Raw genomic sequence first — 16,707 nt, 5'->3', positions numbered from 1 at the left:
CAATTTCACTAATCAAATGTATTTTAAAATGATTTATTTTTCATTGTTAGTTTACCTATTATATTTTTAACATACTTCCCTAGTATAAAGGACAATCATACATATGAAAATAATTTTTATTTTGTAGATATTAGGAAATTCCCACCAAGGCATATAGGAATTTAAAAGGGACGTTGCTCTTATCACAACGTCCCTCTTTCAAAACTATTTCAAGTTTCACTCCAATACTAACACATCATAACCCTTCAATCTTACCTTCTGATATACCTTCTCTCCTGTTAAAATATCTGTCATTTCTTGTTTCACGTTAATTTCCTGAGGCAAATGAGAATAATTCAATAAGAAAACAAATTCCTGCCCTTCTTTCTTGCGAATGGATAACTCTACACTATCAGGTAAATCAAATTTATTTCGATAATCATTTATTTGTGTTTCTTCCATTAGTTTTTCAGCAAGCTCGATTGTAAAAACCCCACCAAAGTAATAACAAGTACCCTCACCAAATTGTCGTTTAACTAGGCTAGGCTTTCCCTCAAAATAGCAGTTTGAAAATTCCCCAATCACTTCAGCATTTTCTGATTCTACTTTCAAAATCTCATAAAAATTGGTTGTTGTGATTTCCGTTTTTCCTTTATAAATTATCTTAGGAGTAGCTTCAAATGGCGCTTCCCTTGTAAAGTCTTCTACTGTAATTCCAGTAAGCTCTGCTAGATAACCAGGAAAAGCTTTCATATAAGTTTGACCCGTTTCATCCTTATATCCACTTCGACAGCCTAGAATTAATTTGCCCCCTTGTTTTACGTACTCTTTCAACAATTCTGCTGTTGCCTCTGACACAATTGCTGCATGGGGATACACTAGTACTTTGTATTTTTTCAACTCCTGTATAGTAGAGTTTCTATTTAAATTATAAGCATCTACAGGTACGTGATTGTACTGCAACGCTTTAAACCAAGCATCTTTGCTTATGGAAGTAAATGGCCCACTCCACTTATCAAATTCCCCGTCCCACTCATTATCATAGTTGGTGACAATCGCTATCTCAGCTTGATAATTTGCTCCTACTACCTTCTCTCCAATTAGTTGAATCTCCTTGCTTACTTGCTCCACTTCTTTTATACGGCGGTTAGGCAAATTATGATAATCATTAATACCATGCCAATAAATTTCTGTTCCTTTTGTTGCCGTTCTCCAGCGGAAATACATCACTAAATCTGCACCATGAGCAATCGATTGATATGTCCAAAGGCGGAGCTGTCCAGGATTAGGTGACGGTTGTTCTAGTCTTGTTACCCAGCCACCGGGACCAGACTGCTGTTCAAAAATCGCGAAATTAGGTGAAATACTGCGCACAACACTTAAATTCCAGCTCCATTTTCGGTCGCGTAAAGGCTTCTCACTTTTATCTTCTAGCACCCTTCCAAAATTAGGGTAAGAATCATATGCATAGAAGTCTAGCACTTCGTTCGTTAGTTTATGATTATCGAGATGCTTAAACATTCCATTTGTTGTAACCCATTGATTAGGAGTTAATTTGCGAATGATGTCGCCTTGCATTTTTGCATAGGAAATGGCACTATCAGAAATGAATCTCTTTTCATCTAGCATTTGATGTGGATTCGGTGAATTTGAAACAGTTGACCTTGTTAAATAGACTTGATCCCAGTCTGTATACGTCTGATTCCAAAAAACCGTACCCCACGCCTCATTTAATTGATCTAACGTTTTATACTTTTCCTTCGTCCATTTTCTAAAAGCAAGATGATCTGCTTCCGAATAAAAAACATCTATTTCACAATTTAATTCATTATCAATCTGCCAACCCACAACTCCTGGATTACCACAATAATGTTTAGCCATTTCTGTAACGATAGCCGAACTCAATCTTCGATAGTTTTCCGAATTATAGTTATAATGTCGACGTGCTCCATGCTGGTATGGAATACCTGTTTGTGAGACATTCAACACATCCGGATACTTCTGTGTGAGCCATGCTGGTGGTGTTGCCGTCGGAGTACCAAGCACTGTTTTTAATCCAAATTTATGTGCCTTTCCAATCGCCCGATCAAATAAATCAAAGGAAAAAACGCCTTCTTCTGGCTCAAATATCGTCCATGCAAATTCTCCCATTCGAACATAGGTAAATCCTAAATCCTTCATTCGTTGAAAATCATCTTCCCACAGTTCCTCTGGCCAATGCTCTGGATAATAACAAACTCCAAGTGTTAATTTTTCTGCTGTCCATTTTTTTGTCATGACTTCATCTCCTATCTATTTCATTTATTCTTTTATCGAACCACCTAAAATACCGGAAATAAAGTGCTTTTGCAGGATGAGAAAAACGGCCATTACTGGGATTACCGAAATAGCTGTCCCTAACATTAATTGTCCGTAATCAATAGAATTAAGACCAGCTAAAGTGGATAAAGCTACTGGTAAAGTATAATTTTCCTGTGTCGTCATCACTATTAATGGCCACATAAAATTATTCCATTGATGGGTAAAAAGAAAAATCCCAACAGCTGCCAAAGCCGGCTTCATTGTAGGTAAAGCAATTTTGAAAAAGATAAAGAATTCACCTGCACCATCTATTCTCGCCGCCTCTATTAAGGAATCTGGTATCCCTTGCATATTTTGCCTAATCAGAAAGATAGCAAATGGATAGCATATTTGCGGCAATATAATCGCTTGATACGTATTAATCCAATCTATCGCTCCAAAAATCTGAAACAGGGGAATAATCGTAGCCTGATACGGGATCATCATCGCCAATAAAAAGGATGCAAAAATCAGATTACTACCCTTAAATGTAAATTTCGCAAAAGCATAGCCAGCTGCCGAGCATATTAATAAACTTACTAAAACAAACACAATGGCAATGATAGATGAATTCGTTACTGCTTTCATAATATCGATGGAATTACTCAAATTTCGTAAGTTCTCCAGCAAATAATCACCAGGAATCAACTTAGGAGGAAAGGCTAATACATCGCCTGAAGGATTGGTTGCACCTACAACCATCCAATAAAAAGGTCCAATCGAAATGACAACACCAATAAGTAAAAATAGATGCATCAATATTTTTTGAATACGTTTCTGTTTTGCCATTAGTCATTTCTCACCACCTTAAATTGAATCCATGATAGAACGGCGATAAAGAGCACGATTACATAAGCAATGGCAGATGCATAGCCAAAGTTAAAGAAACTGAACCCTTGATTATATAGATAGTAGGTAATCGTTATCGTCGCATTATTTGGACCACCATTTGTTAAGTTGTACGGCTCATCAAATAATTGAAAGGATCCAATTGTAGACATAACAAAAGTAAATAATAGGACTGGCTTCAGCTGAGGAATTGTGATATAAAAGAATTTCTTTATCGTACTGGCACCATCTATACTAGCTGCTTCGTACAAGCTATGCGGAATATTTTGTAAACCAGCTAATAAAATAACCATATTATACCCGGTCCATCTCCATGTTGTTACAAGAATAAGAGAAACCTTCGCCCAAAATGGGTCTGTTAGCCAACGAACCTTCTCAAGTCCGATTGATGTTAACAAATAATTGATTAATCCATAATCGGTATTCAGTAATAATACAAAGATGATGGAGGCGGCAACTAATGAAGTAATTGCAGGTGTAAAAAATGCAACTCGATAAAAACCTTTCATTCTTAATAACCCAGAATTCAATACACTGGCTAAAATGACAGCAAGAAATAACATGATCGGAACCTGCACTAACAAAATAATAAAGGTATTGCCTAGCGCCTTATAAAAGAGCGGGTCACTGAAAAGCCGTGTATAATTTGCAAACCCAGAGAAAGTATAAACACCTGCTATCTTTGTTTGAAAGCTTAATAGAAAAGATGCAATAATAGGATAAACGGTAAAAGCAATAAACAATAAAAGAGCAGGACCAACAAATATATAAGGAACTGTCTTAGGCGTGATAAACTGTTTCTTCTTTTTTATTGTTATAGGATTCGTTCCTGTTTCCAGCATTTTATTATCCGCCACACTTATTCCCCTCCTTTTTTTAGAGGCTGCTTCAAAAATAGGTTCTATCTCTCAGCTAGCCTCTAATTTTGTATCAAGAATAGTTTTTAATTGCTTGATGCCAATCCAGTTTGCTGTTCTGCTTGTTTTTTCCCATCTTCTAATATTTGTGCTGCTGGTTTGTCTTCTAGCAAAAACGCTTCCATTTGACTTGTCATAATGGATCTAAGCTCTAACTCTGCACTGCTGTGATTAACAGAAGGAATATCTATTACTGTATCAGCAAAATCTTTAAAGAATGTTTGGTTGTTAAAATATTCTTGTTCTTCGCTGAAAATAGGCTCTTCATATGCCGCTAATAAAGCTGGGAATAAACCTCTATTCGTAAGCGCCTTAATTTGTGAATCTACATCTGTTGACGCAAATTCAGCAAACACATATGCTGCAACTTTATTATCCGATTTACTTGGAATCGCCAAGGCTGATCCTCCATCATTAGAAGCTCTTCCTCCCCCTTCTTCAAAAGCAGGAAGTTGGAACATGCCCCACTTACCTGACAGCTCAGGCATTTGTTCAATCATCGTTCCACTCCACCAGACAGCACCAGGCTGTGTCGCAACCTCTCCATTTTTCATTGCTGCTACCTGTCCATCCCAGTTATTTGTATAGATAATTAATCCAGCATCTTTCATTTTTTGTAAAACATCAACTGCCTTTTTGGCGGCGTCTGAAGTAAGATCTAATTTATCATCCTCTGTAAAATAATAGCTTCCTTGCTGTTGTAACATAATTCGAAGCAGTCCATCACTATCTGTTCCTAAAAAAGCCTTGCCTGTATGGGCAACAACCTTTTTCCCTGCTTCAATATAGTCATCCCAAGTCTCAATACTTGCCGGATCTATTCCAACCTCTTCAAAAATATCTGTACGGTAAATGACACCAACTGGTCCTAAATCTCTTGGTGCTGCGATTATATTTCCATCCTTATCCTTTAACCCATCAATTTTTGATTTAGAAAATTCACTTTCATGTTTATCAAAACCTAGTGAACTTAAATTCGTAAATGCATCAGGAAAATCTTCTGTGAATGAATGAATGCGGTTATTTTCTACCTGTACGACATCTGGTAATCCACTTCCGCCTGCTGAAAGACCTGCACTTACTTTTTGGTATACTTGATCAACACCAATATGCTCAACCTTTACATTTACATTCGGATATTTCTTATTAAATGCCGGAAGTACATCCTTTTCTAAATAGTTTGCTTCTAAGGCCCAAGCCCAAACTGTAATATCCCCTTTTACATCTTCTGGATTATCTGGAATAGTTAAATCTTCTGTGCTCGTCGAAGAACTATTACTGCATGCCCCTAACACCATTGTAAATAGGAAGAATAAAATAAAAGCATACTTTTTCCTCATAAAATCCACTCCCTTTAAGAAAATTATTTTACAAACTATTAATCTGCTTGTATATTTAAGAATGAGCAGATCATTAGTAAGCGCTTACTTTCTTAGTCCAAGTATATAATGATATCCAGCTTTGTTATGGTATAATTTCTATTATTATGGGATTTTAACTACCTTATCACTCTCTAAATTTTGACAATATTCAAGTGAATGGAGGAGAATCTAGTGGAAAATCGTCTAAATCTGAAGAATTTGGAGTATGTATGTAGCTTAATGAAAGATATATTAAATGTCTCTTTTCATGTACTTGATAAGAAAGGAACCTTAATCATAGACATTTCACCAAATGAATCATTTAACCCCCTTTATCCCTCTAAACAATCTTTTTTTAGACAAGTCTTTCGTAGGGAGGAAAAGAGAAGTCCTGGTCCCACTATAAGAAGCACTCCATTTTATGAAACCGTATTCTTTATTCCTATTGGCAACTTAGGAACCGTTATATTAGGTCCGGTATTATCTTCTCGACCAACTCAAGTGCTAATCGATGAATTGATTTCTAGCTATGGCAAAAAAGAGATGGAAGAGTCATTAAGGAAGTATTATCATTCTCTTCCTGTAATAAACCGCTCAAAATTAATTCAAGTTTCCAAGCTTTTTTACTTTTTATACCATAAAAAGATAGAAGACCAGGATATTATTGCTCCCGAAATGCAAATGGACAATCAATTAATCGATGAAAAAATGTGTAATAAACATATGTTAGAAATACATCAAAACTCCTCTTTTCACCATGATCCTATTGCTGAAAAAAAAGTCTATCAATATATAATGGATGGACATAAAGAAAAGCTTCTTCCTTATTGGAAAGCATTTAAAGAAAACACTTCTTTTGATTTTGGAAAACTTTCCAAAAAAAATGAAGTAAGAAACCAAAAAAATTTATCCATTGCAACCATTACACTTGCTACTCGTGCAGCCATTTCAGGTGGACTTCATCCAGAGATTGCTTATTCTTTAGGAGACAGTTTTATTCAAGACTTGGAAGAATTGCAAGATATAGAGGACATTCATCTTTTCACAGAAAATATTTTATATGAGTTTGCAAGTAGGGTAGAAAAAGCCAAAAGAGAAAATCACTCGAGACCCATCTTTCAATGTAAAAATTATATTTACAAGCATATCTATGAACCACTATCTTTACAGTCCATCGCAGAACATTTGAATATGAGCCCCAAATATTTGTCCAATTTATTTAAAAAAGAAGTGGGAATCCCAATCAGTGAATATATTCAGCAAACCAAAATTGAAGAAGCTAAAAAACTCATGACATTCGGCGAACACTCCTTATCCGATATTCACGCCCTATTAAATTTTACCGACCAAAGCTATTTCACTAAGGTGTTTAAAAAATATACTGGAATTACGCCTAAAGAATTTAGGAAGAAACCGGTAAGTTTTTTATAGAAAATAGAAATAGGGCTTATCCAACAGCACCTAACTCTGTTTGGACAAGCCCCATCAAATTACAATGGAACAAAAACAATATTTACATGCATTTTCTTTCGCTTCTAACTATTTGATTTCCTTAAGAATCGTTTCGATCTCATGGTTCTCCACATATGCTTCACTATCATTTAACATTTCGTCTGTAAACTTAATTCCACTCATAACAATATATGGATGTTCTACATTATTTACACGTGAAAGCTGCAACACAGCATCGCCTTTGAATAATTCAAACGGCTCTGTCTGCCCTGTTTCTGTATCATAAATTTGGATATCTCCACTAGGAACCGTTCCATGCAAATAACTACTAATGTACATGATATATCGCTCATCTAACCAAAGTGCGCCACTTGGATAATGTTGATCACCAGATGTAGCCCTTGCATTGATGATTTCCTTCAGCCCATTCTCTTTAGAATAGACATAAAGGGCACCACCTTCTTCCCAGCCATATTGTGGTGTTAGCAACACTTTAGCACGTGTTGGCGAATAATCGACTGGTTCCATCTTAGCAAATGAACGATCATGATCAAAGGTTTGCGTCGTTCCATCCTCTTTTGTTAGTATCAAAGAATTAGCTTCGACACTGTAGGATAGAGTCTCAGTCTTAGTCTTAGTTTCTGTTTCTGTTTCTGTTTCTGTTTCGTTTTCCCTATTACTGTCACTATTTTTATCTTCATCCTCTGTAATGATCTCAGTTCCTTCTTTCGTTTCCTTTTGAAATGAATAGTTACCAATAAATACAATTCCTGCTCCAATTATTAAAACAGCAACTATTCCTATCATAAAACCTATCCATATATTTTTAATATTAATCCCTCCCTTAATAATGATTACATTGCTGCAGCCTTTCTTGTTTAGGTTTTCAAGAATAATAGCAGTAAATAATTTTATAGCGTTTTTGAATGGAGAGCATACCTTTTATAAAGCGAGCAACAATAGTAAAGATTATAACAAAAGATACTAGTTATACTGAGAAGCCATACCAAACTCTTACCCTAAAATCTTCTATTGTATTGCTGGCTTTTATAACAATGTCCCACCTTTCTTTTATTAAATATGTGATATCCAACAATACCTGTCAAGTGCGTATCACTCCAATTATTGCTAATCCTAATTAAAAACAGGGGATTAATTACCGATTAGAAACCCTTAATTATCTAGAAAATCAGCTTATCCTTTTATCCTGAATAACTAAAATAAGCGACTACCTTTATACTTTAGGAGCCGCTTTAATACTAATTACCCAATCCCACTGAAATAGGGATACTCAATCTATTACGATTTGTATCCCTAAGTGAATCTTATTAGTAAAAGATGAATCTACTTGCTATCCCTTTCTTACTATTTATTTTCATTAATGTCTTCTATCTTTTCTCATTCACCCAAACAATCATTTCACCTGACTCCCGGTTGCACCACGCATAATATGGGATCGCTTTCATTTGTACAGATGTTGTTTTATCTTCTACTGGACGATACAAGGAATCATTCCAGTTTGTTTGGTCTATGCGTTCTGCATCTCCTGTAATGGAAACAACTCCTTCTAGTAAATCGGGATTATAATTTGCTTTTAATTCTGCATTTCTTGGTAAAATAAGCCCATGCAGATTTTCTCCATTATCTACTTGCTCTAAACAATACACTACTGGACCGCGCTGAAGCGCCACTTTTCCTACATTATGACGTACTTGTGGATTCGATTGAATTCTCTCCACTACCATAGGGAAGGACAGTTCAATATGGTCATTTTCCTGCCACTTACGATTTATATAAACATAGCCATTCTTTATAAGTGGGATATGATCGATTATCTCCCCATTTAACTTCATCACCGTTCCTTTTGCCCAACCAGGAATACGGAATGCTACGGTAAAGCTTTCCTCTCTTTCAGGAGTAACAATCATGGAAACATTACCATCCCAAGGATAGTTCGTTTGTTGCGTAAGCTTTACATTGTTATTTGCTATTTGAACAGTTGTCTCATTCCCCATGTATAAATGGACAAATACTTCCTTCTCTTTTTGTGAATAGATATAGTGACCAATGGATGCTATTAATCTAGCTAAATTCGGAGGACAGCAGGCACAGCCAAACCATTTTTGACGAACGGATTTCACATGCTTTTTATCCTTTCTCTTTTCACACGCTTCTGGTTGAACTTCTAATGGATTTACATAAAAGAATTTCTTGCCGTCTAAATCCATCCCACTAATGGTTCCATTATAAAGAGCTAATTCCATTACATCGGCATACTTGTTATTTGCATCAAGCTGTAACATACGATTAGCCCAAAAAACTAAAGCAATAGAAGCACATGTCTCTGTATAGGACAAATCATTCGGCAGGTCATAATTAAAGGAGAAAGCTTCCCCAAATTCCATAGAGCCTATTCCACCAGTTATATACATTTGCTTTTGTGTTACATTATTCCAAAGTTCTTCACATGCTTTTTTTAATGATTCATCTTTTGTTTTGACTGCAAGATCTGTCATGGCTGTATACATATAAGTAGCCCTAACTGCATGACCAACAGCTTCCTTCTGTTCTCTTACCGACTTATGTGCCTGATGATAGGCATAGTCATCATTAAACCAAAATGGTTTTGTATCGTTTCTTTTCTTTTTCTCTATATCAAAATAATGGGGCTGTTTTCCACGTTCATCAATAAAATATTTACTTAAATCCAAATATTTCTCTTTGCCCGTTACATCATATAGCTTAACTAATGCTAACTCAATCTCCTGGTGCCCAGGATATCCCTTTAATTTATCCTCTTCCGGTCCGAAAACGCTGTCAATATAATCCGCATATTTACACATGATATCTAAGAACTGCTTCTTTCCTGTAGCTTGGTAATAAGCAACTGCTGCTTCTATTAAATGTCCAGCACAATACAATTCATGATTATCGCGAATATTTGTCCAACGGTTATTAGGCTCTTTAACCATATAATAAGTATTTAAATAGCCATCCTCTCCTTGCGCTCTTCCAAATAAAGCAATTACTTCATCCGCTATTTTCTCTAATTCAGGATTAGGCTCATTCTCTAAGCTATAAGAAACTGCTTCTAACCATTTAGCAAGATCACTGTCTTGAAACACCATTCCATAATAATCATCTGATGATTCACCCGCCGCAATTCGAAAATTCTCAATCGCATGACTTGGGGACGCATCTGGTAAGCAATCATTTAATGCATCCCATTGGTAAGGGATGACGTGATTACGCACAACTTCTAAATAACGTCCCCAAAATCGGTCATTGATTTTTATCTTATTCGTAATGATTTTTTCTGTTTTCTTCATTCGTTTCTCCCCTTTTCCAAGTTTTTATTTATAAGAAGGTTCACCCATAGAGAATTTGTAAAAACTTCGAGAGAACCTTCCAGTAAACTAATCGTTATTCACTAGGATATCTTCCTTCCAATAATGGAGAAATTGCGTCATCAAGTTCTGCCAATACCTCATCCAGGGACTTTGCATTTGTCCAATATTGGTCAAGTCCTTGCTCTAGCTCTGTATTGATTTGATCCCAATTTATGATATCGATTTCAGGAGCTTGAACAGCATAATCCATTAAATAATTTATCGCAGCATCACTATATTCATCTGGATGTGCAGGATTTTCTGTCCATTGCTTTATTTTGGCTTCGTCTGTATAATAATCTTTCTGTATTGGCATCCACAAACCAGTTTTATATAAATCAACCTGTTCTGGATCATTATGATACATATAGAATTCTAATGCTTCCTCTGGATGTTCTGTACTAGAGAATATTACACTAGCTCCAGCTAAGAAAATGGTTTTTGGCTGTTCAAATTTAGGTAGGACAGCTACTCCAAAATCTACTCCTGAAGCTGCAATATCTAATAAAGCCCATTGGCCATCAATCGCCATTGCTACCTTCTTCGTTTGAAGACTAACACTTGTAGCAGGCATATTCTCCATTTGAACAGGAGTTGGAGCAACATGGTATTTATAAATTAAGTCATGCATATTTTGAAAAACTTCTTTTGCTTCTGGTGTGTTCAATCTTAACTCCGTTCCTTCCTCATTAACAATATCGCCACCATTACTTAGTACCATTGGTAGCCAGCCATTAAAGGTAGAAGGAATACTTATTCCGTATTGAACAATTTCTTTCGGATTAAAATTAGAATCATCCGCAGTACGTCCCTTTGAATCTCTTGTTAATTTTTGAGCTGTTTTAACAAGCTCATCCCATGTCCAAGCATCCTCCGCTTTGGCTGGAGGAACATCTACCCCAGCCTCTTTAAATAGAGAATTATTATAAAACATCATAATAATTTCGGCAGCTGTAGTATTTCCAACATTTTTACCAGGCTCATAGTATAGATAAGACTGAGGAACCCTTTCTTTTAATGCAGGAAATTGGTCTTGATATTCTGTAAAATCCATAATTTTCCCTTCACGTGCCCACTTTTTCGCTAGAGATGTTCCTAAATAGGCAACATCAGGGAGTTCATTCGATGCCTTTAGCGTATTAATTTTCGTATTATAATCCCCAGCCACATGCTGACCAGTTACTTTAATATTGGGATGGGATTTATTAAAAGAATCAATCATTTTTTGTACTGCTTGCTTTTCCAAATTGCTGCCCCAATACATGAAAGTTAGTTCTACCTGATCTCCGCCATTATTAGAGGAACCAGCACTTTCTCCATTACTGCAGCCAAACAGCATTAAAACAACCACCAGAATGAAACTCACTACCTTTACACTTCTCCATCTCATCTTTCTTCCCCCTTTTCACTTATGATTCTTCTTTAACCCTTAGTTCCCGTCAGCGTAATACCTTCTATAAAATAGCGTTGTGCAACAAAATATAACAGGACAATTGGTGTCACGATTGCTACACTTGCAGCCATTAAATAGCCCCACTGGGCATTATATAGCCCCTTAAATGTTGCAAGTCCAATCGCTAAAGTGAACTTGCTGTCATCATTCAAATAAATTAAGGGTCCTAAGAAGTCATTCCATACAGCTATAAAAGTAAAAATCAAAATGACGATGAAAGCAGGCTTTGAAAGCGGAATGATAATCCTCCATAAGACGGTTAATGGTGATGCTCCATCTATATAAGCAGCTTCTTCTAGCTCCCGTGGAATGGATAGAAAAAATTGACGTAATAAGAATATATTAAAGACACCATTTATTCCTGTTCCAAACCAAGATGGTAATGTCAATGGAACGATTGTATTTAAAGCTCCTAATTCTTTCCACATCATAAACGTAGGTATTAGTGTAACTGCATATGGCAGCATCATCGTACTTAAAATTACCATAAAAACGATGTTTCGCCCTTTCCACCGTAATCTAGAAAAGCTATATGCAGCTAACGTACTGCTGATCAGTGTTCCAAGAAGGACTAACACTTCAATCATTAATGTATTTAGTAAATACTTATCAAACGGCACGGAAGTTAAAGATTCAGAATAGTTAGACCATACAAATGGTTTTGGTATCCATTCTGGCGGAAAGGCAAAGATTTGGTTCATTCCCATAAACGAACTTCTCAATAACCAAAAGAACGGAAAAAGCATGACCACACTACCAGCAATAAGGAGTAAATAAATGAATATTCTACTGATCTTGAATTTTGATTTACGAGTGGATTTAATTGGCTCCGTGTTGATAACAGGATTTGGTTCCATTTTAGTTTTCCCCTCCTTCATAGTAGACCCATTTTTTGGAGGTTAAGAATACTAGTGATGACAAGAACAAGATAATAAGGAATAATCCCCAGGCAAGTGCACAGGCATAGCCCATTTGACTATCTTTAAAAGCTGTTCTAAAAAGATAGTACACATAAAATAGAGTAGAATTATTTGGTCCACCCTCTGTCATAATGTACGCTTCATTAAACACCTGGAATGTATTGATTAAAGCCATAACTAAGTTGAAGAATATCGTAGGTGTCATCATTGGAATGGTTACATGCCATAGCTTACGTAAAGGTCCCCCGCCATCTACCTCGACTGCCTCATATAAATGTGCCGGTACACCTTGTAACCCTGCTAAAAAGATAACTGCAGCATTTCCTAATCCCCATGTGCTCATCAGCATAAGGGAGGGAATGGATGAGGACTCACTGTAAATCCATTGTTGTCCAGATATACCAACAGATCCTAAAATCGTATTTAGCAAACCAAAATCTGGATTAAACATCCATAACCAAAGCATTGTGTTCGCTACAGAAGGCACTAGCACGGGAAGATAAAAAATGGTTCGAAAGATAGAAAGCCCTTTTACTTTTTGATTGAGAAGCATCGCTATAAAAAATGCCCCTGCCATAACTAATGGTACGCTTCCAAGTGTGTAATAAATGGTAACGAAAAGTGATTTACTAAAAAGCTTATCCTCAGTGAGCATTGTTTTATAATTGTCTAAACCAATAAAGGAAAAGCTTCCACCAATATTCCAATCTGTTAAACTAAAACCTAGTGATGCAATCATTGGCACGAGGGTAAACAATAAAAATCCGATTATCGCCGGAGCAGCTAACAGAATGCCCCAGTTTCTTTCCATTCTCTGAATGCCTGATTTATGTTTCCGGCGAGCTGTTACATCCAAGTTTCATTCCCCCTTTAGTTTAAGGTTTTTCAGATTTCACTTTATACGAAAATTATAAAGCGCTTTCATAATATTAAACATAGAATATTCTACGATTATCTTTGTTTTCTTACGAAGATATATAAACAATTAATTGAATAGCTTTTAGTAGCATCAAAAAAATTCATCCCTCTTATGGAATGAATTTAAACTAGATTTCTATTATAAATAGCGCGCCCTGTATTGTGAGGGCGTCATTCCCTCACTCTTTTTAAAAGCAATGCTAAAATAATTGGCATCCGTGTAACCAATCTTTTCAGCTATTTGATAAATTTTTATATCTGGTTGAATTAATAATTGTTTCGCTAGTTCAAATCTTGTTCTAATTGAAAACTCTATAAAGGTTTCACCCGTTGCTTGTTTAAATAGAGCACTTAAATAATTGGGACTCATATGAACGTAATTTGCAAGTTTGTTTAAACTTATATCTTCAGAGATATGCTCTCTTATCCATTGCTTTGCATCCTCTATGACATTAGGATTTCCTAACCGGTTTTGTTTTTTTATCGATTGAATTACTTGATGAAAAAAACTTTTCATCACAGCCACAACATCTGCAATCGTTTCAGCATTATAAATACTTGAAAATGGATCTTCAACAAACACTGTTTCCAAATCATTTTCAGAAATCATTCGGACAGCATAAATCATTAGTTGCGTAGTAATAATTTTCCCATCGCTAATAGAACTTCCTTGTAGCTCTATAATGATTTTATTTAAAATACTATCAACAGCTGCTTCATTTCCAAGTCTTAATTCACTCAGTAAGTAAAGTTCCTTATTCAGTACTTGTTTAAAAACTGCGGCTTTAGGTTCAATCAACCCAAAATAAATAATGGAATTTTGCCCTAAAACAGATTTATATTCTAAAGCCTGCATCGCTTCCTGGTAAGCCTGGTGAATATCCTCTGGCCTTTCATGAATTTCACTGACCCCAATACTTATCGATAGCTCTAAATATTCCAAGCACTTCTGTTGGAATTCTTTTACTAGTTGGATAAAGATATTTTTGCTTCTCCAATCAAAAGGTTCAAAATCATTTGTCACAATAAGGGTTATATAGCCTGGCTGTCCCTTTATAACCACTCCATTTGCAAACAAAGAAATGACTTCTTTAGCTAATTTGGAAAGAGCATAGCTATTAAGCTTACAATCTGGTACATCCCATTTTTGTAATAAACTATTATAATGATCAATAGCTATAGCTATCACTGTATAAGATTGATTTATTTGGAATTCAACCCCAATTTCTCTTAAGCTTTTTAAACAATCCAAATAACTTCTTTGTCGATGCAATAATTCCGTCCATATTTTGTCCACTGTTATTTCTGCGCTCTCTTGAATTTTCCCCCTTAATACTTCAATATATTTTTTACTACTTTCAGTCTCTCTAACATTCTCTGCTGCCTTTTCTAGAGATTTACACAGCTCCCCATAGGATACTGGTTTAAGTAAATAGTCAGAAGCCTTTAATTCAATGGCCTTTTTTACTTTCGGAAAATCATCATAGCCTGTCAAAAAAATAAACTGCACATTTTTGTTTTCTTTACGGAGCCGTTGAGCTAACTCCAGTCCATCGATATCCGGCATATTGATATCTAAAATCACGATATTTGGGTTTTTCATTTTCACCTTGTTCCAGGCATCCGTTCCACTAACAGCTGTACCAACAGAATGTAGATTTAATTGCTCCCAAGGAATTGCATCATTAATTCCCTCGCGAATATGGTATTCATCGTCCACAATTAAAACATTTATCATCCGTACTAACCTCCTTGATATCATCAGTCAACTTCGGAACCTTTATACTTACTGTAGTATATTTGTTAAATTCACTTGATATGTCCACACCATAGGATGGACCAAATTGAAGCTTTAAGCGATTATGGACATTCTTAAGACCGTACAACGGAATAAGATTTTCTCCATTTAAAGACCGATTTAATTTTTCTACTAGCTCTTTTTCCATTCCCTTTCCATCATCTGTTATATTAAAACAAATTCCTTCGTCAAAAAATTGACCCGTTATCATTATGGTCCCCTTATCACTATTGACTTTAATACCATGGTATAAAGCATTTTCTACAACAGGCTGTAAAAGCAGCTTGGGGATATAATAAGGATAAATTGCTTCATCCACTTCTACTATCACTTCAAATTTATCCCTATAACGGATTTTTTGAACTTGAATATAGGCCATTACATGGTCTAGTTCATTTTGAATGGAGATATTATCTTTTCCTTTATTTAAAGATAAACGAAAAAAATCCCCTAACGAACTGATCATTTCACTAATTTGATATTGTTTTTGCTTTAAGGCTAACCAATTAATAGAATCCAATGTATTGTATAAAAAATGTGGATTGATTTGTGCTTGCAGTGCATGAAACTCAGCTTCTTTTCTTTTTACAATTGTGTAAACTGTCACTTTATATCCTCTCAAATACCGTTGGAATTTTCAAATTCCTTCAGAATTGTTTATATACTTCTCTGGAATAATGTGCTAAATTTTTTGCATATTAGAAGGGGGAGTTTTTTTATGATCAAATTTCATGATTTTGGTATTAGCCTAGTGGAGTATGGGGAAAGAGGAAAAAAGAATGAATTTCCATTGTTTGATCAATGCCCAAACTGCAAATGTCATTCCCATGGGAATCTTCATCGTAACGGCTATTACTGGCGTTATGGAATAACTGATGAGACAACCGTACGGATCCCAATTTGTCGCCTAAGATGTTTACAATGTGAAGTGAATATCTCTATTCTTCCGGACTTTCTCATCCCGTATTTTCAACATACTATTCATACAGTTTTAGAACGAGTGAAGAAAATTCTTCAAAGGAAAAAAGCAAAAGGCAGCCGCCAATTAGTCAGGTTTTATCTAAATCGTTTCTTAACATGTATAAATTGGATTCATAGCTTCTTTATCAGCTTGGGGAAGATAAGTGGCATGTCGGAGGATATAAATAGCGAAGCCACAAAATATATGAAAATGATCCTTGATTTTGGCGAATCACCCTTCTTACGAAGGTCACGGGGTCACTTATCAAAATACTTTATGGCAAATTAATTCTATCATATTTAGGCGACTTTAAAAATATTCTTTGTCCCACATACCTTTTTCATAGTCAGAAAATATCGAAAAAAGTAGA

13 protein-coding genes are annotated in these 16,707 nt (G+C 35.6%); 2 read left to right on the top strand and 11 right to left on the bottom strand.

The window, feature by feature from the left end:
• Positions 1–216 precede the first annotated feature (216 nt).
• The 4 genes from ADJ83_RS05525 to ADJ83_RS05510 all read right to left on the bottom strand — a co-directional run bounded on the left by ADJ83_RS05525 (position 217) and on the right by ADJ83_RS05510 (position 5,425).
• Positions 217–2,256, bottom strand: a complete 2,040-nt coding sequence (locus ADJ83_RS05525; protein WP_048717180.1) for a beta-galactosidase — start codon at positions 2,254–2,256, stop codon at positions 217–219.
• Between the two features lie 24 nt (positions 2,257–2,280).
• On the bottom strand, positions 2,281–3,108 hold the full coding sequence (locus ADJ83_RS05520) for a carbohydrate ABC transporter permease (protein ID WP_192840927.1): 828 nt from the start codon (positions 3,106–3,108) through the stop codon (positions 2,281–2,283).
• A complete protein-coding gene (locus tag ADJ83_RS05515) occupies positions 3,108–4,010 on the bottom strand; it encodes a carbohydrate ABC transporter permease (RefSeq protein WP_048717205.1) in 903 nt (300 codons plus the stop codon). The genes ADJ83_RS05520 and ADJ83_RS05515 overlap by 1 nt, the downstream gene beginning before the upstream one ends.
• Before the next feature lie 101 nt (positions 4,011–4,111).
• Positions 4,112–5,425, bottom strand: a complete 1,314-nt coding sequence (locus tag ADJ83_RS05510; protein WP_048717178.1) for an ABC transporter substrate-binding protein — start codon at positions 5,423–5,425, stop codon at positions 4,112–4,114.
• A gap of 213 nt (positions 5,426–5,638) precedes the next feature.
• Here ADJ83_RS05510 and ADJ83_RS05505 point away from each other — a divergent pair, with 213 nt between their 5' ends.
• Positions 5,639–6,877, top strand: coding sequence for a helix-turn-helix domain-containing protein (locus ADJ83_RS05505; RefSeq protein ID WP_048717176.1), 1,239 nt, complete (start codon positions 5,639–5,641; stop codon positions 6,875–6,877).
• A gap of 108 nt (positions 6,878–6,985) precedes the next feature.
• Here ADJ83_RS05505 and ADJ83_RS05500 read toward each other — a convergent pair whose 3' ends face one another.
• The 7 genes from ADJ83_RS05500 to ADJ83_RS05470 form a co-directional block, all read right to left on the bottom strand.
• Positions 6,986–7,705: a hypothetical protein gene (locus ADJ83_RS05500; protein ID WP_048717174.1), complete on the bottom strand. Its 720-nt coding sequence runs from the start codon at positions 7,703–7,705 to the stop codon at positions 6,986–6,988.
• A 581-nt stretch (positions 7,706–8,286) separates the two neighbouring features.
• Positions 8,287–10,227, bottom strand: coding sequence for a glycoside hydrolase family 127 protein (locus ADJ83_RS05495; RefSeq protein ID WP_048717171.1), 1,941 nt, complete (start codon positions 10,225–10,227; stop codon positions 8,287–8,289).
• 94 nt (positions 10,228–10,321) lie between these two features.
• Entirely contained in the window at positions 10,322–11,677 is a 1,356-nt protein-coding gene (locus tag ADJ83_RS05490; protein WP_053094366.1) for an ABC transporter substrate-binding protein, read from the bottom strand.
• Between the two features lie 32 nt (positions 11,678–11,709).
• Entirely contained in the window at positions 11,710–12,597 is an 888-nt protein-coding gene (locus tag ADJ83_RS05485; protein WP_048717169.1) for a carbohydrate ABC transporter permease, read from the bottom strand.
• 1 nt (position 12,598) lies between these two features.
• Entirely contained in the window at positions 12,599–13,471 is an 873-nt protein-coding gene (locus tag ADJ83_RS05480) for a carbohydrate ABC transporter permease (RefSeq protein ID WP_048717201.1), read from the bottom strand.
• A gap of 246 nt (positions 13,472–13,717) precedes the next feature.
• Complete coding sequence (locus ADJ83_RS05475; protein ID WP_048717167.1) at positions 13,718–15,316, bottom strand: response regulator; 1,599 nt, start codon at positions 15,314–15,316, stop codon at positions 13,718–13,720.
• Positions 15,288–15,983, bottom strand: a complete 696-nt coding sequence (locus tag ADJ83_RS05470) for a sensor histidine kinase (RefSeq protein WP_048717165.1) — start codon at positions 15,981–15,983, stop codon at positions 15,288–15,290. Before ADJ83_RS05470 ends, ADJ83_RS05475 begins: the two co-directional genes overlap by 29 nt.
• A 111-nt stretch (positions 15,984–16,094) precedes the next feature.
• Between ADJ83_RS05470 and ADJ83_RS05465 the strand changes: the two genes are divergently transcribed.
• Entirely contained in the window at positions 16,095–16,625 is a 531-nt protein-coding gene (locus tag ADJ83_RS05465) for a DUF6431 domain-containing protein (protein WP_035416525.1), read from the top strand.
• Positions 16,626–16,707 lie beyond the last annotated feature (82 nt).

Origin of the sequence: Bacillus sp. 522_BSPC, from assembly GCF_001076885.1 — a bacterium.
Classification (GTDB): Bacteria; Bacillota; Bacilli; order Bacillales; family Cytobacillaceae; genus Niallia; species Niallia hominis.
This window is presented reverse-complemented; position numbering and strand designations above follow the sequence as displayed.